Below are 23,454 nucleotides of genomic sequence, written 5' to 3' on the forward strand. Positions count from 1 at the left end.
CCGACGCAGGGTCAGGGCTCGACTGGGTAGCGGCGGTCAGTCTTCCGGCTGTGGTGGGTAGAGGTGCTCCACGCCGCGGAAGTCCCTGATCCGAAATCGACCATCGCCCTCCTCCCGCACCGCCGCCGAAAGTACGGGCACCTTTCCGTAGCCGCCGGGAAGGTCGAGGATGTAGGTCGGCTGGCACAAGCCGGAAATGTGGCCGCGCAACCTTTCCACGATCGCCCGCCCCTCACTGAGGCTCAGCCGGAAATGGCTTGTTCCCGGTGCAAGGTCGGGATGGTGCAGATAGTAGGGCTGGATGCGGTTCTCCACGAAGGCGCGCATAAGTGTGGCCAGTATCTCCGCGTCGTCGTTGACGCCCTTGAGAAGCACCGTCTGGCTGATCATCGCAACGCCCGCATCGATCAACCGCGCGCAGGCCGCGCGCGCCTGCGCGGTCAGTTCACGGGGATGATTGGCATGGAGGGCGACGTAGGTCGTCTTCCCCGACGCCTTCAGCGCCGCGACGAGGTCGGCATCGATCCGTTCAGGCTCGACCACCGGCACGCGGGTGTGGATCCGGGCAACCTTCACATGCTCGATCGCGGCCAGCCGCTGCATGATCTCCCTCAGCCGCCGTGGCGAAAGCACGAGCGGATCGCCGCCGGTCAGGATCACCTCCCAGATTTCCGGATGGGTTGCGATATAGTCGATCGCCGCATCCAGCTGCTCCGGTGTCAGCGTCCCTAGTCCGGTCGGGCCGACCATCTCTCGTCGGAAGCAGAAGCGGCAGTAGACCGGGCAGACGTGCACGGCCTTCAACAGGACCCGGTCGGGATAACGATGGATGATCCCCTCGACCGGGCTGTGCGCCAAATCGCCGATCGGATCGGCGCGTTCCTCCGCCAGCGCCGTCAGTTCGGCCGCATCGGGGAGGAATTGCCGGGCGATGGGATCGCTCGGATCGCTGTTGTCGATCAGAGCCGCGACGGCGGGCGTCACGGCAACGGCGTATCGCTCGCCCACGCGCGCGACCTCGGCCTGCGAGGAGCCCTCCGGCACCAGTCCGGCCTCCTCGAGTTCGGAAACCGAACGCAGCGTGCGCGCGGCACTCATGGCGCTGTCTCCGCCACCGGCGCCCAGATGACCTGGTCGATGCGGGTCGCCCCGGTCGCCAGCATCACCAACCGATCGAAGCCCAGCGCGATACCGCTCGCCTCCGGCATGATCTTAAGCGCTGCAAGAAAATCTTCGTCGAGCGGATAGGTCTCACCGTAGACACGCTGCTTCTCGGCCATCTCCAGGCCGAAGCGGCGCCGCTGTTCGGCCGCGTCGGTCAGTTCGCCAAAGGCGTTGGCAAGTTCGACACCACAGGCATAGAGCTCGAAGCGTTCGGCGACCCGGCGGTCGCGCGGCGAGGGACGCGCGAGTGCCGCCTCGGCCACCGGATACTCGCAAAGGATCGTCGCGCGGCCGAAGCCGAGATGGGGCTCGACGCGCTCCACCAGCACGCGGCTGAACAGGTCGGCCCAGGCGTCGTCGGGCGCGACGCGCAAGCCGCTCGCCGCCATGGCCTTCGCCAACCCGTCGCGATCGGTCGAGCCATCGGGGTGGATCGTCGCGAGCAGGTCGATGCCGGCGTGCCGGATGAAGGCGTCGGCGACCGTAAGGCGTTCCGGGTCGGCAAACGGATCGCAGTCACGTCCCCGGTAGACGAGGTGTTCGGTGCCGGCCGTTCGCGCAGCAAGGGCAAGAAGCGCGGCGCAATCCTCCATCAGCGTTTCGTAGCCTTGCCCGGCCCTGTACCACTCGAGCATGGTGAACTCGGGATGATGCAGCGGCCCGCGCTCGCGGTTGCGGTAGACATGGGCGAAGCAGGAGATGCGCCTCTCGCCGGCCGACAACAGCTTCTTGCAGGCAAACTCGGGCGAGGTGTGGAGATAGAGCGGCGATATTGCGCCCGAGTGGCCGATCGCCTCGGTGCGGAAGGCGTGGAGGTGGGCCTCGTTGCCGGGCGAGACCTGCAAGGTCGCGGTGTCGACCTCGATGAAATCGCGCTCGGCGAAGTAGGCGCGCAGCGCCGTCTGGATGCGGTTTCGCGCAATCAGGAACGGACGGCGGTCGGCGTGGACGTCTGGCGTCCACCAGGGGGATGGGGCGGGACTGCTTGGCTTCATGTCAAGGTTTCTATCAGATTCCGGCGTAAACACTGGCGTTTCGCCGGAATTTAGGATAGTTGCGGCCCGATCCCGCTTTCCGCGGTCCGGGGATGAAACTTCAATCGTCCTCTACGACGGGGCCGCACCAGATACAAGGAAGACTTATGGCAAAGATCATCGCTTCTTCCGTCCGCAAGGGCAACGTGCTCGATGTCGACGGCAAGCTCTACGTGGTTCTGACGGCACAGAACTTTCACCCGGGCAAGGGCACGCCGGTCACGCAGGTCGACATGCGCCGCATCTCCGACGGGGTGAAGGTGTCCGAGCGCTACCGCACCACCGAGCAGGTCGAGCGCGCCCACGTGGAAGACCGCGAGCATACCTTTCTCTACGAAGACGGCGATGGCTTCCACTTCATGAACCCGGAAAGCTACGACCAGCTGACCATGTCGGCCGAGGACGTCGGCGATGACAAGGCCTATCTGCAGGAAGGCATGGTGGTCATCCTGAAGACGCACGAGGGCGTCGCGATCTCGCTCGAACTGCCCCGCAACGTGATCCTCGAAATCACCGAGACCGAGCCGGTCGTCAAGGGTCAGACCGCGTCGTCCTCCTACAAGCCGGCGATGCTGTCCAACGGCCTTCGCACGCTCGTACCGCCGCACATCCAGGCCGGCACCCGAGTCGTGATTGCGACCGAAGACGGCTCCTACGTCGAGCGCGCCAAGGATTGACGGCATTTCGCCGCCCGACCGGCACCGGCTCGGGCGGCCCCCTTACATTCCCTCCAAATTCCGCTATGACCGATAGCCGGCTCTTACCCTTCGAGACGGAAATTCCGCATGACCCAATTCGACGTGCTGACGGTCGGCAATGCCATCGTCGACATCATCGCCCGCTGCGATGACAAGTTCCTCACCGACAATGGCATCATCAAGGGCGCGATGAACCTCATCGACGCGGAGCGGGCCGAATTGCTGTACTCGCGCATGGGGCCGGCGGTCGAAGCTTCCGGCGGCAGCGCCGGCAACACTGCGGCAGGAATTGCGAGCTTTGGCGGGAGAGCGGCCTATTTCGGAAAGGTCGCCAAGGACCAGCTCGGTGAGATCTTCACCCACGACATCCACGCCCAGGGCGTCCACTTCGCGACCAAGCCGCTCGATCGCATTCCGCCCACGGCGCGGTCAATGATCTTCGTCACCGCGGACGGCGAGCGCTCGATGAACACCTATCTCGGCGCATGCGTCGAACTCGGCCCCGAGGACGTGGAAGAAGCGGTCGTGGCGGCGTCCAAGGTTACTTACTTCGAGGGTTATCTGTGGGACCCGCCGCGCGCCAAGGATGCGATCCGTAAGTGTGCGCGCATCGCCCATGCCAACGGCCGCGAAATGTCGATGACCCTCTCCGACAGCTTCTGTGTCCATCGCTACCGCGACGAGTTTCTCGAGTTGATGCGTTCGGGAACCGTCGACATCGTTTTCGCCAACCGCGCCGAGGTGCTGGCCCTCTATGAGACCGAGGATTTCGAGCACGCACTGGCGACGATCGCCAAGGATTGCCGCCTGGCGGTCGTTACCATGAGCGAGCATGGATCTATCATCCAGACGGGCGGCGAACGCATCCGCGTCCACGCCTCGTCGATCGAGCAGGTGGTGGACACGACGGGCGCCGGCGATCTGTACGCGGCCGGATTCCTGCATGGCTACACCCAGGGGCGCACACTGGAGGACTGTGGCAAGCTCGGCAGCCTGGCGGCGGGAATTGTGATCGAGCAGATCGGCCCGCGGCCAATGACTTCGCTGGCCGAGGCCGCCGTCAAGGCAGGACTCGCCTGAAGGCTCTAGCTATTTGAAGGCCTCGCCGGGGTAGGCACCCCAGATTTCGCCCTGCGCCACCCAGCCTTCCGTGCGGTCCACCTCGGCATGGCACCAATCGCCGTTGCATTCGCCCACCTTGATTACGACGCCGGGCTCCAGCTTGGCGACGACCGTGCTGGCGGATTGCGGATCGCGGCGCATGTTGACGTAGACGTCGGCTCCCTTGCCCCGCATCCACGGCGCGGTGATCGCCGTGCGCTCGCCGGAAAGCAGCGCCTGGTTGACCCAGCCTTCGGTGCCGTCGGCGTCACGGATGCGGCGCCAATTGTCGTACTCCTGGATGATCTCCACCGGCACGCCGGACTTCATGTACCGCCAGGAGACGGCGTAGTCGACGCTCGGGCCGACGCGCAGGTTGACACTCTTGGCCTTCAGGCTGACAAATCGCGGCAGAGGCAGGCCGCTCGGCCCCTTGGAGGCCTGTGCGAAAGCGCCCGGAACGGAATGGGAAGCCAAAGCAATCAGGGCGGCAAGCGCGACGGTGCAAGTGCGGATATATGAGCGACGCATGACGGGATCCACTTCAACCACTGGGCACCTGCCAGCCGGACCCTGCCGGCGCGCAAATCACTGGACTAGCCTTCGGAGCGGATTGTCTTCGCGACGGGGTCTGGTAGAAAATGCCCTTGATGAACCAAGTCTTACCGATCTTGGTTAAGGACCCGTCAACAGGACGCTCGGACAGGCCATGACGAACAAGAAAAAGCCGAAGGTCTACATTACCCGTCGCCTGCCTGATGTAGTCGAAACGCGCATGCGCGAACTGTTCGACGCCGAACTCAACATCGAGGATGCGCCGCGGACGCAACCGGAGCTTGTTGCCGCCGTAAAGACCTACGATGTCCTGGTTCCCACGGTGACGGACCGAATCGACACCGCCCTGATCGAGCAGGCCGGACCGCAACTCAAGCTGATCGCCAGCTTCTCCAACGGGGTCGATCATATCGACGTGGATGCCGCCGCCCGGCGCGGCATCACTGTGACGAACACGCCGAACGTCCTGACCGAGGACACGGCCGACATGACGATGGCGCTGATCCTGTCTGTGCCGCGCCGTCTCGCGGAAGGGGCCCAGCTCCTGACGGACCGCAAGGGCGAATGGGCCGGCTGGTCACCGACCTGGATGCTCGGGCACCGCATCTGGGGAAAACGGCTCGGCATCGTCGGCATGGGCCGGATCGGAACGGCCGTGGCGCGTCGCGCGAAAGCCTTCGGTCTGTCGATCCACTACCACAACCGTCACCGTGTTCACCCGGCGACTGAGGAAGCACTCGAGGCGACCTACTGGGACAGCCTGGACCAGATGCTGGCGCGTGTGGATATCGTATCGGTCAATTGCCCCTCGACGCCGGCGACCTACCATCTCCTGTCGGCGCGGCGGCTGGCGCTGATGCAGCCGTCGAGCTACATCGTCAACACGGCGCGCGGTGGCATCATCGATGAGGCCGCACTGATCAAATCCTTGCGTGAAGGCAAGATCGCCGGCGCCGGCCTCGACGTGTTCGAGCACGAGCCCGCCGTCAATCCGAAGCTGGTAAAGCTCGCAACCGAGGGCAAGGTCGTGCTCCTGCCGCACATGGGCTCGGCGACGCTCGAAGGCCGGATCGACATGGGCGAGAAGGTGGTGATCAACATCCGAACCTTCTTCGACGGTCACCGTCCCCCCGACCGCGTCCTGCCGGGGCGGACCTAGACAGACAGCCCGCTGCGGAATCACACCGCGATTTGCTCTGATCAGAGGCGCTTCGTCATCTCGATCGAGGTGGTCCGGTCATAGCCCGCATGGCGTTTCTCGGCTGACTTCTCAAAACCCCAGGCGCGAAAGCGGGTGTGATTGTCGACGAGTTCGATCCGGGTTTCGAGGCGCAGGGCGGCAAGGCCGAGCGTCCGTGCTTCCCGCTCCGCCGCCGCAAGAAGCGCGCCGCCGACGCCAGTTCCCTGACGCTTGGGCAGCACCGCGAGCTTGCCGACGTATAAGCAGTCAGGCTCCGGTCGGCAGAAGATGCAGCCGGCAATGTCAGCGCGGTCGACAGCCAGGAACACAATCTCTGTTAGGGCCTTTTGCTCGAGGCTGGCTGCAGTCAACTGCAGTGCGGAGGATGGCGGGTCGATGCGGCCATCCATATAGGCAAAGGCGGATCGAATGACCGCAAGCAACTCGTCATACCGACGGAAGGACGCGCCCAGCCGCTGAACGTCCATCTAGGGACCCTCGCGCCGGCGATAGCGCATGACGTCGAAGCGGGCGGCGAGCCCGTCATAGAGCATCAGCCGCCCGACCAGCGGCTCGCCGGCCCCGGTGATCACCTTGATCGCCTCCATGGCCATCAGGGTGCCGATGACGCCGGTCAGCGCGCCGACGATGCCAGCCTCGGCACAGGACGGCACGACACCCGGCGGCGGCCGCTCCGGGAAGAGGTCGCGGTAGCCCGGATTCTGCTGGCCGTCCGCGGCCCTTTCCCAAGGCTTCAACACCGTCAGCGAACCATCGAAGCGACCGACGGCGCCGGTGACAAGCGGTATCCGCGCCGTCTCCGCAGCATCGGCGGCCGCATAGCGGGTATCGAAATTGTCCGAACCGTCCAGCAGGAGATCGAAGCCCTGCAGGAGCTGTGGCGCGGCGTCCGGCGTCAGCCGGGCGCCGAACAGTGTCACGCGCACATGCGGATTGAGCGCTTCGATCGCGGCCCTGGCGCTTTCGAGCTTGCTATGGCCGATCGTTGCGGTGCCGTGGATCACCTGCCGCTGCAGGTTGGAGAGCGACACCGTGTCGTCATCGATGATGCCGATATGGCCGACACCGGCGGCGGCAAGATATTGAAGAACGGGCGCGCCGAGGCCGCCCGCGCCGATGACGAGCACGGACGCGTTCTTGAGCTTCTGCTGGCCGGCGCCACCGATTTCGGCCAGCACGATATGGCGGCGATAGCGCTCGATCTCCTCGGGGCCTAGCGGTTCTGCGGTTGCCACGGTCTCCTCCGTCAATCCTCGGCAATCGTTCCGTTCGCCACGGTCAAAAACCGTGCCCGATCGCCGAACGCCTCGAACATGGCACGATCCGTGCCGGTCATGAAGGTCTGGCCGCCGAGTGCATCGACACGATCGAAAAGTGCGGCCCGGCGTTTCTCGTCGAGATGGGCGGAGATCTCGTCCAGAAGCAGGATCGGGGCGTGATCCGTCATGCCGGCGACGAGGCCGGCATGCGCCAGCACGAGGCCAACCAGCAGCGCCTTCTGCTCGCCAGTGGAACAACGGGCCGCATCCATGTCCTTCTCGCGGTGGCGGATCAGGAGGTCGACGCGGTGCGGGCCGTCGAGCGTCCGGCCGGCGGCGGCATCGCGGTAGCGCCCATCGGCAAGCAGGGCGGCGTATGTCTCCTCGATCTCGTAGGCCGGTCGGTCGAGATCCTGGTCGAGAAAGCCGGTCAGTGACATCACGGCCGAAGGGAACGGCCCCTCGTCGCGGGCCGCCTCGACAATCCCGGCGAGAAGTCCGACCAGCTCGCGGCGTGCCAGCGCCATCGCCACGCCAAGCTCCGCCATCTGCCGCTCGAGCGCGCTCAGCCATTGCGGATCCGGGCGCGGCTCGCCAAGAAGCCGGTTGCGACCACGCATGGCCTTCTCGAAATCCGCTGCCCGTCGGCCGTGTTCCGGATCGAGCGAAAGGACAAGGCGGTCGAGGAAGCGGCGCCGGTCTGCGGACGGTCCGGTGAACAGCCCATCCATCGAGGGGGTCAGCCAAATGACGCGCAGGTGATCCAGCAACTCGTCGACCGAGCGGGCGGGCGTGCCGTTCAGGCGAAGGCGGCGCGACTGCCCCTCGTCGCCTCTCTCCGTGCCCGTCCCGATCTCGATCTCGCCCTGCATGCCGTCGACGACGGCGAAGACGCTGAAACCGCCTTGGGCGCCTTCACGCGCAACATCCGCATAAGCCGCTCGCCGCAATCCGCGGCCGGGCGACAGAAAGGAGATGGCCTCCATCAGGTTCGTCTTGCCGGCGCCGTTCGCCCCGGTCAAAACGACATGGCGGCCGTCAAGACCCAACGCGATCGACGCATAATTGCGAAAATCGTGGAGCTTCAGGCGGGATATGGTGACCTTGTGGGGCATCAGGCATCCGGATCGTTCCGCCAGAGAGCTATGCCGAAGCGGCTGCAATAGCAAGGCCGCCGCACGGACACCGTTGGTGGTCCACGCACGGCCGGGCTCAGAACGAAACCGGCGAGGCGAGGTTCAGCGCATTGACCTCTCCGGACGGCCACTCCCCGCCATCGGTTCGCGTCAGGCGGATGTCTCTCGTCTCGCCGGGCGCGAGATGGAACCAGTTGTCCGACGGCAGGAAGCCCGGGCAATCGATGTGCACCGATTGCAACAGCCGGTCGGCCTCGATCCGAAGCACCCAATCCTCATCCGCCTGCACGAGACCGGCCGTGGCGTTGCCCGCCAGCAGCGCCTTGGCCCGGCCGCTGGGGAAATGAAAGGCCTGTGCGACGGGCGCGGCGATTTCTCCTTCGCGCAACGTCGCGACCGTCACGTCGTGCGACGGAGGTCCGAAGCGGAAGGCATAGGTCGTATCGAAGAAGGCGCCAAAGAGGTCGGTCGCCGCAATCGTGATGGCCTCGCGTGCCTCCAGAACAAGGTCACGCCGACCGGAGACGACGGGCTGGCGGCCGTCGCGCAGGCAGACGATTTCGACGGTCATGGCCCGCTGCCGATCGCTCTCGTTGAGCACATGGACATCGAGACCGTTGGTACCCTCGTCGGACAGGAGAACCTGCACCGGCCGGAAGGCGCGCCGCAGTGCGTGCCAGGCGGGCTTGGGCAGCCCCGTGGAATCGACGACCCCCCAGCCGGCACCCGGCAGAAGATCCTGGAAGGTCCAGACAAGCGCGCCGTTGCAGCTCGACTGCGGTCGGCGCCATTCGGAAAAGGTTGCCTCCATCACCTCGCCGCTGACGGCGCGGGAGAGGTCGAGATAGCCGGGCGGGTCCTCGCGGCGCAGCCGTACCGGGTCGCAGTCGTAGAGCAGGCCCAGATAGTGGTCGCGGATGTCCTCGAAGTCCCACGAGGCGCCGCGGTCGCGTGGCACGCGCGCCTTCCAGCGCGGATCGTGCACGGCAGGAACCGGCAGATGCGCGTCGAGCGTCGACTGTACGGGCACGTTGGCGAAGGCAAGCGATTCGGCTGCAAAGCGCACATGGGCGCGGCGGGCGTCCTCCAGCGGGCGGCAATAGGCGCCGACGCCGTAATAGTGCGTCACCCCGACATTCGGCGAGAACGGCATGGCGCCGCCGGAAGGCGAGTTCGCCACGAAAGGCACATCCGGACGCAACGCTTCGACCGCTTGCGGCAGGATGCTGTCGGTCAGCGCACCGCTCCAGGCCGGCCGCGGCAGACCGAGCATTGCCGCCTGCTGGAACATTTCACTGCCGCCGCAAAGAACAGCGAGCGACGGCGAGGCGGCGGTGCGCCGGAGAAATTGCTCGGCTTCGGTGTGGACTAGGGTAGCGAAATCCGGGTCGGACGCCGGGTAATCGAAATTCGCCAGCATGAAATCCTGCCAGACGAGAATGCCGAGCTCGTCGCACAGATCGAAGAAGGCTTGCGTCTCGTAGGTCATCGTGCCGCCGATACGCAGCATGTTCATCCCGGCTTCGGCCCCGGTCCGCAGCAGCGGTTCGTACCGCTCCCGTTCGCCCGGCAGATCGACGATGTCCGCAGTCGTCCAGACCGCGCCGCGACAGAACACCGGCACGCCGTTCACGCGGAGAGAGAAGTCGCTGCCGTCCGGGCCGCGATCGATATCCAAGCGCCTGAAGCCGGTGCGGCCGATCGCATGGCTCTGTCCACCGACGTGGATTTCCACCGCGTGCAAGTCCGGTCGCCCGTGGGTGTGTGGCCACCAGGCTTCGACATTGGCGACGGAAAGCTCCGCGCTCCACCGGCCGTCCTCCGCCAGCGCCATTTCAACACCGAAACCGGCGCACCGAAGTTCGGGCGTGCCGTCAAAGCCATCGCCCAGGAACGAGACGGTGAGGTGCCCGACGCCATCGGAATCGAGCGTCGCTCGCAGCCGCACATCCTGCGGCGTGACGGATCGCGCTCGAACCAGACGGACGGGGCGATAGGGGCCAACGGCCTGCACCGGCGGACACCAGCCCGGCATGTGACCAAGAAGCGTCGTGCGCACGAGCCGCAAGCCTTGCGGAACGATCATCTGCGGCCGCCAGCGGGCGCGGGGCCCGCGCTTGTCCAGGTGCGGCGCAAGCGCCCGGAAGCAGATGGCGAGCCGATCGTCACCCGTCAGCGTTACGGCAAGTTCGTGGGCGACGAACATCGACGTGACGTCTGCCCGCTTCTCTCCGTTCCAATAGACTTCCGCAATTGTCGCCAGCCCTTCGAAAACAAGCGTGGCCGGCCCAGGCTTCTCGCCTGCGAAGTCAAGGAAGTACCAGGCATCGAGGTCATTCAAAGGGCGGGGATCAGTGCGGTCGAAGCGATCGGCGCGTTCCAGGGCGCCCGCGACAGTCCCGGGCACCGTTGCTTCCACCGCCTCGACGTCGTCGGAACACATCGAAGGATCGGACCAGGCTCCGGCCTCCGTCAGGAACAGGTGCCATCCTTCGCGGAGGTCCACTTGCTGCGGCAGCGTGTCTGTTTCGCAATGACCCATGGGCTCAGCCCCCTTCAATCGACACGATCCGCGAGCACCCGCATCAAATCCTCCCAGGATTCGACGGCGGGAGCGAGCACGGTCGCAAGCGCATCGAAACGCTTGCGGGTCACCGCGCGGGCGAGCTGGAACTGGACCGATTTGGCGACTTCCGAAATCCGGCGGGCAGCCATGGCTGCGTCAGCCAGCGTGCCGTCCGGCGCAATCCAGTCGAGATGACTGGCGGCGAGCTCGAAATTGGCCCCGAGTTGCCGCAAGGTGTTGAACGCGTATTTGTGGAAGAAGCCGAAGGGACGCTCCGCCACCGCCTCGACCTGCTGGGGGAAGACGCTGGCGAAGGCCGCGACGGGATTGTCCTGCGGCCGGCGCTCCAGATGGTAGCGCAACAGGCGCCTGGCTTCCCGACGCCTATGCGGCTCCGACGGATCGGACTTCGGAAACTTGGCGAATTCCGTGTAGGGCAGAAACGGCAGCGCGCCGCCTGCCTCGCCCAGCTGGAAGAGCCCGTTGAAGTCTTCGCCTTCCAGGTGGAAGAACCCAGCATTGTGGAAATAATCCAGCGTGCGGTTCTCAAGGTCGATCCGGTTGATCGCCACCGTCGTCTTGCCGTGTTCCAGGCGGTAGGCCACACCGTGGGTGTCCGGCATGTAATAGCTGTCCATCTCGACGAGGCACAGCCGCCCTCGGCTAATCTGCTCGGCGACATGGCGCTCGATGCGGTCGTAGATAGCAAGCTCGGTGCAGCGGATCCCATACAGGGCTTCGAGGTCTTCGAGTGGGACCTTGAAGAAGGTGAACTGGTCGCCTTCGAAGTCCTGCGTCAGCGTAAAGCCGAGCATGGCCTCCGGTGCAAGGGCCAGCGCGTTCAGTACCTCGATCCACAGATCGACGTAGCAGTTGGTTTCCGGCCACATGCGCTCCTGGTCGTGGAGCGCATGGGAGCGGTAGGTGGCGGGATCAAGCCCGGGAAAGACCGACTGTGTCACGTCTCAACCCCAAAGGGCCTTGCGAACGCTCGCCGGCCACTCGGCGACATCGAGCCCGTGGGTGTGGAACAGGGCAAGCGCGATGCGCTCCAAGCCGAAGCCGACGCACGCCGTATGGGCAACGCTGCCGTCTTCCAGATAGAGCTCCCATTTCGCGCCGAACGCGTCCTGGTGATAGTTGAAGCTCATGCAGGCCGTCGGCTTGGAGACCGAGGTGATCGGTATCAGCAGCTCGAACTTCAGGTTCTGATCGCGCTGGTTGTTGGCGAGCATCTTGCCGGCGCGGCCGAAGAAGGGGTCGTTGGCAACATCGATTGTCACGTCGAGGCCGACTTCCTTCATCATCTGCACGCCGCGATCCATCCAGGACTGGCGGAAGTCGGTGACGTGCTGTTCCGTGCCCATGCAGACATATTCGCGCATGCGGAAAAGCTGCTGGCGCGCGGGGTCCTGCGAGGGTTCGTGGCGGAAGCAGTAGGACTGCAGGTCGAACAATGCTCCCCGCATCGAAATGCGGCCGCGCCTGGCGACGGTCGGATAGAGCGGATAGCACGCCGCCGGCGTCAGCACGATGTCGGTCGCCTTCTGGTCCTTCGTCCAGTCCTCTTCGCCAACCTCCATGCACTTCAACAGGCTCATGTGATCGAGCTCATTGCCGCAGAAGGAATGCACGGTGCCGGCAAGCTGCGGGAAGCTTTTCATGTAACCGCTTTGTTCGAAGAAGGCGCGGTTCATGCCGGGCGGAAAGCGCATGGCCTCCGCGCCGTCGGCGCCGCCGAAGCGATCGATCATGCGCTCGAAGGCGATGATCACGTCCTCGAACTGGCCGCTGCGGCCGTAGAGGCCATCAACGCCAGTGTCGATGAGCAGGCCGGCGTCAAACAGCCGGTCGAGAAACGAGGTCTGCATATCCATGGTTCTTCACCCCAGGAGACTGGTGTCCTGCTTGTGAACGAGCAGGAGATTGGACGTATTGCCGAGGATGCGGTCGTTGGAGATCATCAGCTGTGCCGAATGCGCATCGCGCAGATGCCGGCCGAGGCTGTAGGGCGTACCGTTCTTGTAGCCCAGGATGCCGCAGATCAGCATGGCATGGTTGATGATTGTCAGGATCGTCTCGGACGAGCCGATCTTCAGGTTGTTCATCGATACCGCAAAGCCCATCGACGACAGCCGGTCAGGATCGGCCTTCGCCGTCTCGAATTCCTTCAGGCCGGCGACCACATTCGATTTCAAGAGCTGCAGGAGGTTCGATGCCTCCGCCAGACGTAGCGCGCCCGGCGGTGTCTGGCCGGGCGACTTGCGGGCAGCAGCCCGGACGAACGCCTGCGCGCGCGCCATCGCGTCGACGGCAATGCCGTACCAGACCGCACTCCACAGCAGATGCGACGTCGCCAGCATCGACTGCGCGGCGATCTCGGCAAACGGTTTCGGCAGCATCTGCTCCGCGGGCGCCTCGCCCTTGAACAGATAGCCGTCCGAGCAGGTGCCGCGCATGCCGAGCGTATCCCAGACCTGGGTGCGCTCCAGCGTGTACTGGTCCTTGGTGAAGACCGTCATCACCTGGTCGGTCGACGCGGCATTCGCATGGCTGCGCGAGGTGATCAGGATCGCATCGGAATCCGCGCCATAGGAGATGACGGTGGCGTCCTTCTCCAGCCGGCAGCGATCGCCCTCGACCTCGATGGCGCAGATGCTGTTGCGCAGATTGCCGCCGATGCCGCCCTCGGTGGTCGCCGAACCGAGCAGCAGTTGCTCTGCCGCTATCCGGCCCATGAAAGCCCGGTGCCAGGGGCTGTCTTCTCCATGCGACACAAGGCTGGACACCTTGATCTGGTGCATGGCGAAGACCATCGCAGCCGACGCACAGGACTGCCCGAGCACCGAGCAGACCTCGGCGATCTCGGCAAGGCTGGTACCTTCGCCGCCGAACTCGGGTGAGATCTGGATCGACAGAAGGCGCTCGGCCGCCATGGCCGTGACCGCCTCCCGCGGAAAGCGGCCCTTCACGTCGACATCGTCAGCGTGGCCGCTGGCCACGGCGGCGACACGGGCGGCACGCTCGGTCAGAGTTGCCCCGGTGGATACGTTCATTCGGCGGCCTCCGCGCTACGGACAAGCCCCTCGACGGCGCGCGTGATCGCGGCAATGCTCTGGAACGACTTGCGGTTGAGCAACGTATCGGGGAATTCGAGGTCGAAGGCTTCCTCGATCGCCAGCATGATCTGGACGGATGCAAAGGAGGACATGCCGGCCGCATAGAGATCGGCATCGTCGGCAATCTGGTCCACGGCGACCGGAAGACCACCATGCTTAGCGAGCAGCTCACGAATTTTCTCTGTCATGGCAATCTTCTCCTATGTTCTTCGTGGCGCGGTGCATTGAGTTCGCTCGCCACGGCTAAGTTCAACCAGAGGCATACAGGGGTGGATGTAACAACGGTTGAAAAGACATGGATAAGATTTCGTGAAATGCACGTGCGCGCACGTCTGTCAGTCCGTAGCCACCGACCCACAGGAGCACAGGCGCTCAAAAATTCGCCGTTTTTTCAGAGCGCTTTTAGATACTGCACGCGTTTTCGCGGGCGCTTGCCCGCCCGATTTAACGATTGCTAACCATGACTCGAATCGAAGCTTCGCCGACCTATTCGCAAGGCGTCCTGATGTGCCGCGAGGAGATCCGGCACGCAGGAACAACGGGCCGATCGGCTTCGTAGCCCGTGCGTCTGCCGCCGGCTGCTATGGGGCAAGCCGCATCCAACCGGGCGCGCGGAAACGCAGAAGCCGGACGCCCCCTCGGGCCGGGCTTAGTGCGCCTCATCCCAATTGTGCGCCGCCCTGGCCTCGACCTTCAGCGGCACCTTCATCGCGACCGCCGGCATGGCGGCGTTTTCCATCACGTCGACGATGATCGGCATCGTGCGTTCGACCTCCGCATCCTCGACCTCGAAGATCAGTTCGTCGTGCACCTGCAGCAGCATGCGGGCGGAGAGCCCGCCCGCGGCAAGCGCCGGCTCCATCTTGACCATGGCGCGGCGGATGATGTCGGCCGCCGACCCCTGGATCGGCGCGTTGATGGCTGCCCGCTCGTTGAAGGCACGGATGGAAGGATTGGACGACTTGATCTCGGGATAGTGCGCGCGGCGCCCGAAGATGGTTTCCACGTAGCCGTGCTCGCGCGCGAAGGCCTTGGTGTTGTCCATATAGTCCTTGATGCCGGGGAAACGCTCGAAGTAGCGCTTGATGTAGTCCCCGGCTTCGGAGCGTTCGATGGAGAGCTGATTGGCGAGGCCAAAGGCGGAGATGCCGTAGATGATCCCGAAGTTGATCGCCTTGGCGCGGCGGCGCACCTCCGCGGGCATGCCCTCGACCGGCACGCCGAACATCTCCGACGCCGTCATCGCGTGGATGTCGATCCCGTCGGCGAAGGCCTGCTTCAACTGCGGGATGTCGGCGACATGGGCAAGCACGCGCAGCTCGATCTGGCTGTAGTCGGCCGAGACGAGCTTGTGTCCGGGCGAAGCGATGAAGGCGGCGCGAATCTTGCGCCCTTCACTCGTACGGATCGGAATATTCTGAAGGTTCGGATCGACCGAAGACAGCCGGCCGGTCGTCGTCGAGGCGAGCGAGTAGGAGGTGTGCACGCGCCGGGTTTGCGGATGGACGTAGCCGGGCAGCGCGTCCGTATAGGTGGACTTCAGCTTCGTCAGCTGCCGCCAGTCGACGATCTTGCGAGGCAGCGGCACGCCTTCAGCCGCGAGGTCTTCCAGCACCTGCGCCGACGTCGACCACTGGCCGGTCTTCGTCTTCGCGCCGCCGGGCAAACCCATCTTGCCGAACAGGATGTCGCCGAGCTGCTTGGGCGAACCGATGGTGAAGCGCTCGCCGGCAAGCTGGTAGATCTCGTCCTCGAGCGCGGCCGCACCCTGGCCGAGGTCGCCCGAAAGGCGAGAAAGCACCTGCCGGTCGATGGTGATGCCGCGTTCCTCCATGCGGGCGAGCACAGGCACAAGCGGCCGCTCCAGCCGCTCGTAGACGGTCGTCAGCCCTTCTGCTGCAAGCCGTGGCTTGAGCACATGCCACAGGCGCAGCGACACGTCGGCATTTTCGGCCACGTAGGCGCTCGCCCGGTCGATGTCGACGAGGTCGAAGCTTTGCGCGCCCTTGCCGCTGCCCGCCACGTCCTTCAGCGCGGTCGGCTTGTGGCCGAGCCAGCGCTCCGACAGCGAATCCCTGCCGTGCGCACCCGCGCCGGCGTCCAGCGCATAGGACATCAGCATGGTGTCGTCGAAGCTCTGCATGGTGATGCCGTGCCGCTTCAGGACCAGGTAGTCGAACTTGAGGTTCTGCGCCACCTTCAGGATCGAGGGATCTTCGACCAGCGCCCGTAGCCGCCCGAGTGCCTCGCCGACCGGCACCTGGCCGTCCGCAAGGCCGGCGCCGAGCAGGTCGCCGGCGCCGGTCCTGTGCTGCAGCGGAACGTAGGCGGCGCGGATGGAAGCGCCGGCCGGGCCCTTGGCGTTGTCGGCGATCGCCAGCGAAAAGCCGCAAAGCTCCGCCTGCATCGCATCCTGCATCGTCGTCGCCGTGGTGAAGCCGACGAGGCCCGTCTCGCGCGCATCGGCGATCCAACTGTCGAGGGCTGCAAGGTCGCGGATCGCCACATAGGCGGAGCGATCGAACGACCGGTCGGCGAACAGCGCGGCGCGCGCCTTTGCCAGTGCCGCCGGCGTCGGTGCGTCCGGAGAGGCGTCCGGCAGCAACGTGCTGGCCGCCTGCGCCGCGCTCGTCGCGTCGTCGGTCACCGGTCGCCCGGCGACGATGTCGAGGTCCGGGCCATGGGCGTTCGTACCCCATTCGACCGGAACGAAAGCCGCCTCGATCGCGGATGCATCGCAGCCGCAGACTTCGGCGACACGCCGGGTGAGGGAGTTGAACTCCATCGCCTTGAGGAAGGCGATCAGCCTCGGGCCGTCCTGCGGCTCAAGCACGAGATCGTCGAGCGGCACGTCGAGCGGCGTGTCCGTCTTCAGAGTCACCAGTTCGCGCGACAGCAGCGCCTGGGCGCGGTTGGCGATGATGTTCTCGCGCCGCTTTTGCTGCTTGATCTCCTCGGCACGGGCCAAGAGCGTGTCCAGATCCCCGTATTCCTCCAGGAGTTGGGCCGCCGTCTTCGGCCCGATTCCGGGAATGCCGGGAATGTTGTCGGTCGAATCGCCCGTCATCGCCTGCAGATCGATCATCTTGTCCGGGGTGACGCCCCACTTCTCGACGACTTCCGGAACGGAGATCTGCTTGTCCTTCATGCCGTCATACATCGACACCTTCGGTGTCACGAGTTGCATGAGGTCCTTGTCGGAGGAGACGATGGTGACGTCGGCACCGACCGCCTCGGCCAGGCGCGCATAGGTGGCGATCAGGTCGTCGGCCTCGTAACCTTCCTTTTCGATGCAGGGGAGATTGAAGGCCCTCGTCGCATGGCGGATCAGCCCGAACTGCGGGATCAGGTCTTCCGGCGGCGCGCTGCGGTTCGCCTTGTACTGGTCATAGAGTTCGTTGCGAAAGGTCTTCGAGGAGTAGTCGAAGATGACGGCAAAATGGGTGGGCGCCACGCCAACATCGGTGTTGCGCGCGTCCTTGAGCAGCTTCCACAGCATGTTGCAGAAACCGGAGACTGCGTTGACCGGCAGGCCGTCCGACTTGCGGCTCAGCGGCGGGATCGCATGGAAGGCGCGAAAGATGAAGCCCGAGCCGTCGACGAGGAAGAGATGATCACCATTTTTCATGGCTCATGGATAGCGTGCGACGCTGCGCACGTCCATCGTCGTTTGCCTCCGAGAACTTCCCCAAAACCACTTTGAAAGCCTCACACAAACGTTACCAATTTGTAATTTTCCTGACGGCGCAAGTCCCTTGAAAAGCCATATTCCGGGACCCAAATGATGGTCATCGGCACCTGATCAAGCCGTGGTCTGGCATCCCGGCCTGTCCCCCGCCGCGCCAGACTATAGGACAAAGGCCTTATCCCCCTCTCCGGGCCTTTGTCCACAATTCGCAAGAGCCGCTGCGGACGCGCCTCCCGTCCGCAGCGGCTTTTTCTTTGCCGTCCAACTGCTTCTCGCCTGCGGTGCAAGTTTCCGAGCCGCTGATCGTCCCTGATTGCGCCACAATTGCTTTTCGAATTCTGCGCTTCGGCCGGGCAAAGTCGCTCGGAAATCGATTCCGATCCGCATCTGCATGCGCTAAGGTCCGGCCGAAAAGAAGGATTCGACCATGACCAATCTGCTACCCGTACTCGACCACGCCGCCGCAAACGTTCCTGCCAGCCTCGAGCGTCTGTTCGAGCTCGTGCGCATCAAATCGATATCGACCGATCCGGCCTACTCGGCCGAGGTCCTGCGCGGCGCAGAGTGGCTGGTGGCAGAGCTTCGCTCCCTCGGTTTCGACGCGACCGTGCGCGAGACGTCCGGTCATCCGATGGTCGTCGCCCACCATGACGGGACAACGCCCGACGCGCCGCACGTGCTGTTCTACGGTCACTACGACGTCCAGCCGGTCGATCCGCTCAACCTTTGGGAAAACGACCCGTTCGAACCGGCGGTGCGCGACATCGGCGGCGGGCGGCGGATCATCACCGGCCGCGGTACCTCCGACGACAAGGGCCAGTTGATGACCTTTGTCGAGGCCTGCCGCGCCTACAAGGAGACGGCCGGGTCGCTGCCCTGCAAGGTGACGATCCTTTTCGAGGGCGAGGAGGAGTCCGGCTCGCCTTCGCTGAAGCCGTTCCTTGAGGCCAATGCCGCCGAACTCAAGGCCGATTACGCGCTGGTCTGCGACACCAACATGTGGGATGCGGATACGCCGGCGATCTCGGCCGGGCTTCGCGGCCTCGTCGGCGAGGAAATCGTCGTCAAGGCGGCCGACCGCGACCTGCACTCCGGTTATTTCGGCGGTGCTGCCGCAAATCCGATCCATATCCTGAGCGATGTTCTTGCAGGTCTGCACGACGCATCCGGCCGCGTGACGCTCGAGGGCTTCTACGAAGGCGTCGAGGAAACGCCTGCGGACATCAAGGCGACCTGGGAAAAGCTCGGCCAGACGGCTGACAAATTCCTCGGCGAGATCGGTCTCTCCATCCCGTCAGGAGAAAAGGACCGCTCGGTTCTCGAACTGACCTGGGCGCGACCGACCGCCGAAGTGAACGGCATCGTCGGGGGCTACACCGGTGAGGGGTTCAAGACGGTGATCGCAGCGGAAGCCACCGCGAAGGTCTCCTTCCGTCTGGTCGGCAACCAGGATCCGGCCAAGATTCGCGACACCTTTCGTGCCTACGTCCGCTCCAAGATCCCGGCCGACTGCTCGGTGACCTTCCACGCGCATGGCGGCTCGCCCGCGATCCACCTCCCCTACGATTCGCCGCTACTCAACAAGGCCAAGGACGCGTTGTCGGAGGAATGGCCGAAGCCCGCCGTCATGATCGGCATGGGCGGATCCATCCCGATCGTCGGCGATTTCCAGCGGATGCTGGGCATGGAGTCGCTTCTCGTCGGCTTTGGACTGTCCGACGACCGCATCCACTCGCCGAACGAAAAATACGAACTGCGCTCGTTTGAAAAGGGCATCCGCTCCTGGATCCGGATCCTGGCGGCTCTCGGCGCCCGTTAACGCCGTCCCCTTCGCCTGACGTCACGCAAGGCTTTCCGGGCAACGACTGCCCGGAAAGCGCGTTGCGCCATCCCTTCCGTGCGATGCGCCTCCGGAAATCGCCGTCTTGCACCCAAGGGTGGGCGTAAGACGTTCCCACAAAGAAAATAGCCGAAGCTCGCCTCGGGCCGATCACGATCGATCAAACCTGCGCGGGTTTTCAATCGCGTCATTGTCGTGCTTGCCGACAATGGTTTAATTTCGCTGCCGACAAATCAGCGTGAGGGACGGCTCCGCGGGGGCGGAGAAGCGAGGGAGGAAACATACCGCATGAGCAATAGCAGTACGGACAAGCGGCGGCAGACATCGCTCATTTTGGCAAGCCACAGCACGTACACGCGGTCTTCAGTCACATGAAACTCGGCAAGCTCTTTTGGCCCGCCGTGGGAGCGGTGGCCATCGTCTTCTCCGTCTGGATCCTCTACCACGACCTCAAGGGGCTTTCGTACCACGATTTCCGGGACAGCCTTCTGGCGATCCCGCTCTCTGGCTGGCTGCTCGCCGCCGCGGCAACCATCGCGGCCTATGCCGCACTGGCCGCCTACGACCATTTGGCGCTGGAACATCTGGGCCACCGCATCTCGCTGTGGTTCATCACCGTTGCGTCGTTCACGGCCTATGCCCTGGCGCACAACATCGGCGCGTCCGTGCTTTCCGGTGCCGTCGTGCGTTACCGCGCCTACTCGTCGAAGGGCCTGACGGCCAGCGAGGTCGGCGTGCTCGTCGCCTTCTGCTCGTTCACCTTCGCGCTTGGAACCGCGGTGCTGTTCGGACTTGTCCTGATCATCGAGCCGGAAATCATCGAACGCTTCGCAACCTTCCTGCCGATCGAAGCGGCGTTCTCGACCGGCGTGCTGATCCTCTTCCTGGTTGCCCTCTACATCATCGGCAGCCTCGTCGGGTTTCGGCCGATCCGTACGCGCTGGCTGCACCTGGAGTATCCCCGCCCCTCCGTCGCCCTTCGGCAATTGCTGATTGCTCCGGTCGAGCTATTGGCTGCTGCGGCGATCATCTATTTCGTGCTGCCAACGGCCGGCAACCCCGGCTATCTGGTCGTGCTCGGCGTCTTCCTCGCGTCCTTCTCCGCCGCGCTGCTGTCGCACGCGCCGGGCGGCATCGGCGTTCTGGAGCTTATCTTCATCGCGGCGCTCCCCGAGTTGGAGGCCGTAGATGTTCTAGCAGCGCTCGCAGTCTTCCGCGTGTTCTACCTTATCATCCCCTTCGTCTTGGGGCTGGGTGCCGTGTTCGTCTTCGAGCACGCACGCTATAGCCAGATTAGAGCCGACGAGGAGGATCAGGTGTGAGCAGAGCCGGTTCATCCCCCGTTCAGCCGAATTAATCCATAAGTTGTTTCATCGCTGTTCTGAGAAGTCAGTCTTTTTGGAGTTGAAGATATGGGAAAGATCGTCACAGGCCTCATGGCGGCTGTCTTGTCCGCGGCCACGCTTGCAACCGCTTTCGTTCCGGTTCAGGCAAGTGCCATGCCCCGCGCCGGCGCGACCGTTCCGACCGACGTAGAGAACGTTGACTACTATGTCCGGCGCGGTTATCGCGATGGCCCGCGCTACAGCGGCGGCGGTCGCTACTATCGCGGCGGCGGCGACCGCTACTATCGCGGCGGTGGCGGATATTATCGCGGCTATCGCGGCTATCCCTACTATCGCGAGGGCTATCGCCGCTACGACGACGGCTACTGGTATCCGCTCGCCGCCTTTACGGCCGGCGCCCTGATCGGGGGCGCGATCGCCAGCCAGCCCCGCTACTACGACGGTGGCGTCAATCCGAGGCATTTCGATTGGTGCGCTGGACGCTATCGCTCCTACCGGGCCTACGACAATACGTTCCAGCCCTATTACGGCCCGCGTCAGCAGTGCCAGTCGCCGTACTATTGACCCAACGAAAGAGCGGCCGCGAGCCGCTCTTTCCGCGACTGCGCGAAAGCACGGAGATCGTCACAGCCCGCTTGGACGGGCGCCGGGGCGGTCGGCGTGGACCTGGCGGACCATCTACCTTCCCAATGCCATAGACATGCCTGAACCGACCAAAGCATGAGAGAAAGTCATCATGCTTTGGTCGCCTTGATCACCCATGCAAGTGTTCAGCCGACAGCCGGTGCTGTGTGTGCGTCGAAGTCGCCGCGCCATGTAACCCGACGTGATCGCATCGATGACCATTGCCGCCGCCGACCAAGTGAGCGAGGGTACGGTAATGCTGAACCTTGCGAAGAGGAAGGCTGATGGGCGATTTCGTCGAGATCGTTGAAATGGCCGCGCGCGATGGCCTGCAGAACGAAAAACGGATCATTCCGGCGGCCGGGAAAATCGCGCTGATCGACCGACTGTCGGCTTGCGGTTTTCGCCGGGTTGAGGCGACCAGCTTCGTCAGCCCGAAATGGGTGCCGCAACTCGCCGACGGCGCCGACGTGATGGCCGGGATCATTCGCCGCCCGGGCGTACGCTTTTCGGTTCTGGTGCCGAACATGAAGGGCTATGAAGCGGCGCGAGCCGCACGCGCCGACGAGGTGGCAGTCTTCGTTTCCGCCTCCGAGGGCTTTTCCCGCGCGAACATCAACTGCTCGGTTGCGGAAAGCCTGCATCGCCTGCAGCCCGTCGCGGACGCGGCGCGGGCCGACGGCATTCCGTTGCGGGGCTATGTCAGCTGTGTCGTCGCCTGCCCCTATGATGGGCCGACCCCGCCTGCGGCCGTCGCAGATGTCGCCGACAAGCTATTCGCTCTCGGCTGTCATGAGGTGAGCCTCGGCGACACGATCGGGCGCGGAACACCCGAAGAGATCGCCGCCATGCTGCACGCCGTTCTAGCGCGAGCCCCTGCAGAGAAACTGGCCGGACATTTTCACGACACGGGCGGGCGCGCGCTCGACAACATCCGCATCAGTCTCGACATGGGGCTGCGGGTCTTCGATGCCTCGGTTGGCGGTCTTGGCGGATGCCCCTACGCCCCGGGGGCGCGGGGCAATGTCGATACGCTGGCCGTCGCACGGATGCTGGAGGCGATGGAGCATCCTACCGGGCTGGACCTGAACATGCTGGCAGACGCCGCGGCCTATGCACGCGATCTGGTGAGAGTGCCGGAAGGGGACCTTCGACCATGAATTTCGAGACGATTTCGATTGCTGTCGATCAACGGGGCGTGGCGGTGCTGACGCTTGCCCGGCCGGATCAGCACAATGCCCTGTCCGGCCAGATGATTGCCGATCTGACGCGAGCTGCCGCGCTGCTCGGGGCCGATCGGCAGGTGCGGGTGGTCGTCGTCACCGGCGCGGGCGCGAGTTTCTGCGCGGGCGGCGATCTCAAATGGATGAAGGACCAGGTTGACGCCACCAGGGAACAGCGGACCGCCGAGGCGCGCAAGCTGGCGCTGATGCTGAAGGCGCTGCGCGAGCTGCCGAAGCCCCTGATCGCCCGCGTGAACGGCCAGGCCTATGGCGGAGGCGTCGGCCTGATCAGCGTCTGCGATGCCGCGATTGCCGCAGCCGGGGCACGCTTCGGCCTTACGGAGACCCGCCTCGGCCTCATCCCGGCGACGATCAGCCCCTACGTGATTGACCGGATCGGCTCCGCTGCTGCGCTTCGCTACTTCACCTCCGCACGGATCTTCGCCGCGGATGAAGCGCGGTCGGTGGGTCTTGTGAGCGCCGTCGTCGAACCGGATGGGCTGGATGCAGCCATCGAGGCCGAGATCGAACCCTATTTCGCCACGGCACCGGATGCCGTCGCCGCCGCGAAGGCACTGGTCCAGGCTGTCGGCCGGCCGATTGATGAGCAGGTGATCGAAATGACCCTGATGCGGCTTGCCGATACCTGGGAAACGGTCGAGGCCCGCGAGGGTCTGGTGTCCTTCATCGAAAAGCGGCCGCCGTCCTGGAAGGCGCGGTCAAGCTAGGTCCTGTGGCTCTTGGTTCCACAAGGCTGAAGGGTTCCCATCGTGCGGACCGACTCACCTTGACGCGTCGCGGGAGCGCCTTCCGCCGTTTGTCGAAAATGTCCTTCGCCAAGTTGACCTGACACCCCTGAGCATAGACTGCCATCACAAACCCGCATGACTTTATCAGATC

The 23,454-nt window shown here is 64.5% G+C and carries 20 protein-coding genes; 8 read left to right on the top strand and 12 right to left on the bottom strand.

What is annotated here, in order from left to right; all coding sequences use genetic code 11:
- Positions 1-36: 36 nt before the first annotated feature.
- Both J2Y48_RS24300 and epmA read right to left on the bottom strand, forming a co-directional pair.
- Positions 37-1,098, bottom strand: coding sequence for a lysine-2,3-aminomutase-like protein (locus J2Y48_RS24300; RefSeq protein WP_310423883.1), 1,062 nt, complete (start codon positions 1,096-1,098; stop codon positions 37-39).
- Positions 1,095-2,159 carry an EF-P lysine aminoacylase EpmA gene (gene epmA, locus J2Y48_RS24305; RefSeq protein WP_310423886.1) on the bottom strand — a complete coding sequence of 355 codons (1,065 nt, stop codon included), beginning with the start codon at positions 2,157-2,159 and terminating at the stop codon, positions 1,095-1,097. The genes J2Y48_RS24300 and epmA overlap by 4 nt, the downstream gene beginning before the upstream one ends.
- A 146-nt stretch (positions 2,160-2,305) precedes the next feature.
- On the opposite strand from epmA, the gene efp reads away from it, so the two are divergent.
- Entirely contained in the window at positions 2,306-2,875 is a 570-nt protein-coding gene (gene efp, locus J2Y48_RS24310) for an elongation factor P (RefSeq protein WP_310423890.1), read from the top strand.
- Between the two features lie 108 nt (positions 2,876-2,983).
- Positions 2,984-3,976, top strand: a complete 993-nt coding sequence (locus tag J2Y48_RS24315; protein ID WP_310423893.1) for an adenosine kinase — start codon at positions 2,984-2,986, stop codon at positions 3,974-3,976.
- Positions 3,977-3,985: 9 nt separating this feature from the next.
- Here J2Y48_RS24315 and J2Y48_RS24320 read toward each other — a convergent pair whose 3' ends face one another.
- Complete coding sequence (locus tag J2Y48_RS24320) at positions 3,986-4,528, bottom strand: SH3 domain-containing protein (RefSeq protein WP_310423896.1); 543 nt, start codon at positions 4,526-4,528, stop codon at positions 3,986-3,988.
- Between the two features lie 178 nt (positions 4,529-4,706).
- On the opposite strand from J2Y48_RS24320, the gene J2Y48_RS24325 reads away from it, so the two are divergent.
- Positions 4,707-5,711: a D-glycerate dehydrogenase gene (locus J2Y48_RS24325; protein ID WP_310423899.1), complete on the top strand. Its 1,005-nt coding sequence runs from the start codon at positions 4,707-4,709 to the stop codon at positions 5,709-5,711.
- A 41-nt stretch (positions 5,712-5,752) separates the two neighbouring features.
- Here the strand turns inward: J2Y48_RS24325 and J2Y48_RS24330 are convergent, their stop codons facing one another.
- From J2Y48_RS24330 to polA, 9 genes are all read right to left on the bottom strand, one after another.
- Positions 5,753-6,220 (bottom strand): GNAT family N-acetyltransferase, encoded by a 468-nt coding sequence (locus J2Y48_RS24330; RefSeq protein WP_310423903.1) that lies wholly within the window; start codon positions 6,218-6,220, stop codon positions 5,753-5,755.
- Entirely contained in the window at positions 6,221-6,988 is a 768-nt protein-coding gene (locus J2Y48_RS24335; protein ID WP_310423907.1) for a molybdopterin-synthase adenylyltransferase MoeB, read from the bottom strand.
- Between the two features lie 11 nt (positions 6,989-6,999).
- Positions 7,000-8,127: a DNA replication/repair protein RecF gene (gene recF / locus J2Y48_RS24340; RefSeq protein WP_310423910.1), complete on the bottom strand. Its 1,128-nt coding sequence runs from the start codon at positions 8,125-8,127 to the stop codon at positions 7,000-7,002.
- Positions 8,128-8,224: 97 nt separating this feature from the next.
- Entirely contained in the window at positions 8,225-10,690 is a 2,466-nt protein-coding gene (locus J2Y48_RS24345; protein WP_310423913.1) for a glycosyl hydrolase 2 galactose-binding domain-containing protein, read from the bottom strand.
- A 14-nt stretch (positions 10,691-10,704) separates the two neighbouring features.
- Positions 10,705-11,676 (bottom strand): DUF1839 family protein, encoded by a 972-nt coding sequence (locus J2Y48_RS24350; protein ID WP_310423916.1) that lies wholly within the window; start codon positions 11,674-11,676, stop codon positions 10,705-10,707.
- Positions 11,677-11,679: 3 nt separating this feature from the next.
- Positions 11,680-12,591 (bottom strand): amino acid--[acyl-carrier-protein] ligase, encoded by a 912-nt coding sequence (locus tag J2Y48_RS24355; RefSeq protein ID WP_310423919.1) that lies wholly within the window; start codon positions 12,589-12,591, stop codon positions 11,680-11,682.
- A 6-nt stretch (positions 12,592-12,597) separates the two neighbouring features.
- Entirely contained in the window at positions 12,598-13,770 is a 1,173-nt protein-coding gene (locus J2Y48_RS24360) for an acyl-CoA dehydrogenase family protein (RefSeq protein ID WP_310423922.1), read from the bottom strand.
- Positions 13,767-14,021, bottom strand: a complete 255-nt coding sequence (locus tag J2Y48_RS24365; protein ID WP_310423924.1) for an acyl carrier protein — start codon at positions 14,019-14,021, stop codon at positions 13,767-13,769. Before J2Y48_RS24365 ends, J2Y48_RS24360 begins: the two co-directional genes overlap by 4 nt.
- Before the next feature lie 461 nt (positions 14,022-14,482).
- Positions 14,483-17,461 (bottom strand): DNA polymerase I, encoded by a 2,979-nt coding sequence (polA, locus tag J2Y48_RS24370; protein ID WP_310423926.1) that lies wholly within the window; start codon positions 17,459-17,461, stop codon positions 14,483-14,485.
- 487 nt (positions 17,462-17,948) lie between these two features.
- Between polA and J2Y48_RS24375 the strand changes: the two genes are divergently transcribed.
- From J2Y48_RS24375 to J2Y48_RS24395, 5 genes are all read left to right on the top strand, one after another.
- Positions 17,949-19,340 carry a dipeptidase gene (locus J2Y48_RS24375; protein WP_310423929.1) on the top strand — a complete coding sequence of 464 codons (1,392 nt, stop codon included), beginning with the start codon at positions 17,949-17,951 and terminating at the stop codon, positions 19,338-19,340.
- 392 nt (positions 19,341-19,732) lie between these two features.
- Positions 19,733-20,683 (top strand): lysylphosphatidylglycerol synthase domain-containing protein, encoded by a 951-nt coding sequence (locus J2Y48_RS24380; RefSeq protein ID WP_310423932.1) that lies wholly within the window; start codon positions 19,733-19,735, stop codon positions 20,681-20,683.
- A 90-nt stretch (positions 20,684-20,773) separates the two neighbouring features.
- Positions 20,774-21,271 (top strand): BA14K family protein, encoded by a 498-nt coding sequence (locus J2Y48_RS24385; protein ID WP_310423936.1) that lies wholly within the window; start codon positions 20,774-20,776, stop codon positions 21,269-21,271.
- Between the two features lie 344 nt (positions 21,272-21,615).
- Positions 21,616-22,491 (top strand): hydroxymethylglutaryl-CoA lyase, encoded by an 876-nt coding sequence (locus tag J2Y48_RS24390; RefSeq protein WP_310423939.1) that lies wholly within the window; start codon positions 21,616-21,618, stop codon positions 22,489-22,491.
- Positions 22,488-23,282 (top strand): crotonase/enoyl-CoA hydratase family protein, encoded by a 795-nt coding sequence (locus tag J2Y48_RS24395; RefSeq protein ID WP_310423942.1) that lies wholly within the window; start codon positions 22,488-22,490, stop codon positions 23,280-23,282. Before J2Y48_RS24390 ends, J2Y48_RS24395 begins: the two co-directional genes overlap by 4 nt.
- Positions 23,283-23,454: the final 172 nt, after the last annotated feature.

Origin of the sequence: Mycoplana sp. BE70 (assembly GCF_031455855.1) — a bacterium.
GTDB lineage: Bacteria > Pseudomonadota > Alphaproteobacteria > Rhizobiales > Rhizobiaceae > Mycoplana.

Bases quoted from the DNA above. Each gene is read 5' to 3' on its own strand.
- J2Y48_RS24360 (WP_310423922.1), bottom strand. From the start codon at position 13,770: ATGAACGTATCCACCGGGGCAACTCTGACCGAGCGTGCCGCCCGTGTC.
- J2Y48_RS24320 (WP_310423896.1), bottom strand. From the start codon at position 4,528: ATGCGTCGCTCATATATCCGCACTTGCACCGTCGCGCTTGCCGCCCTG.
- J2Y48_RS24345 (WP_310423913.1), bottom strand. From the start codon at position 10,690: ATGGGTCATTGCGAAACAGACACGCTGCCGCAGCAAGTGGACCTCCGC.
- J2Y48_RS24385 (WP_310423936.1), top strand. From the start codon at position 20,774: ATGGGAAAGATCGTCACAGGCCTCATGGCGGCTGTCTTGTCCGCGGCC.
- recF (WP_310423910.1), bottom strand. From the start codon at position 8,127: ATGCCCCACAAGGTCACCATATCCCGCCTGAAGCTCCACGATTTTCGC.
- efp (WP_310423890.1), top strand. From the start codon at position 2,306: ATGGCAAAGATCATCGCTTCTTCCGTCCGCAAGGGCAACGTGCTCGAT.
- J2Y48_RS24355 (WP_310423919.1), bottom strand. From the start codon at position 12,591: ATGGATATGCAGACCTCGTTTCTCGACCGGCTGTTTGACGCCGGCCTG.
- J2Y48_RS24395 (WP_310423942.1), top strand. From the start codon at position 22,488: ATGAATTTCGAGACGATTTCGATTGCTGTCGATCAACGGGGCGTGGCG.
- J2Y48_RS24375 (WP_310423929.1), top strand. From the start codon at position 17,949: ATGACCAATCTGCTACCCGTACTCGACCACGCCGCCGCAAACGTTCCT.
- J2Y48_RS24330 (WP_310423903.1), bottom strand. From the start codon at position 6,220: ATGGACGTTCAGCGGCTGGGCGCGTCCTTCCGTCGGTATGACGAGTTG.
- J2Y48_RS24300 (WP_310423883.1), bottom strand. From the start codon at position 1,098: ATGAGTGCCGCGCGCACGCTGCGTTCGGTTTCCGAACTCGAGGAGGCC.
- J2Y48_RS24315 (WP_310423893.1), top strand. From the start codon at position 2,984: ATGACCCAATTCGACGTGCTGACGGTCGGCAATGCCATCGTCGACATC.
- J2Y48_RS24365 (WP_310423924.1), bottom strand. From the start codon at position 14,021: ATGACAGAGAAAATTCGTGAGCTGCTCGCTAAGCATGGTGGTCTTCCG.
- epmA (WP_310423886.1), bottom strand. From the start codon at position 2,159: ATGAAGCCAAGCAGTCCCGCCCCATCCCCCTGGTGGACGCCAGACGTC.
- J2Y48_RS24380 (WP_310423932.1), top strand. From the start codon at position 19,733: ATGAAACTCGGCAAGCTCTTTTGGCCCGCCGTGGGAGCGGTGGCCATC.
- polA (WP_310423926.1), bottom strand. From the start codon at position 17,461: ATGAAAAATGGTGATCATCTCTTCCTCGTCGACGGCTCGGGCTTCATC.
- J2Y48_RS24390 (WP_310423939.1), top strand. From the start codon at position 21,616: ATGGGCGATTTCGTCGAGATCGTTGAAATGGCCGCGCGCGATGGCCTG.
- J2Y48_RS24325 (WP_310423899.1), top strand. From the start codon at position 4,707: ATGACGAACAAGAAAAAGCCGAAGGTCTACATTACCCGTCGCCTGCCT.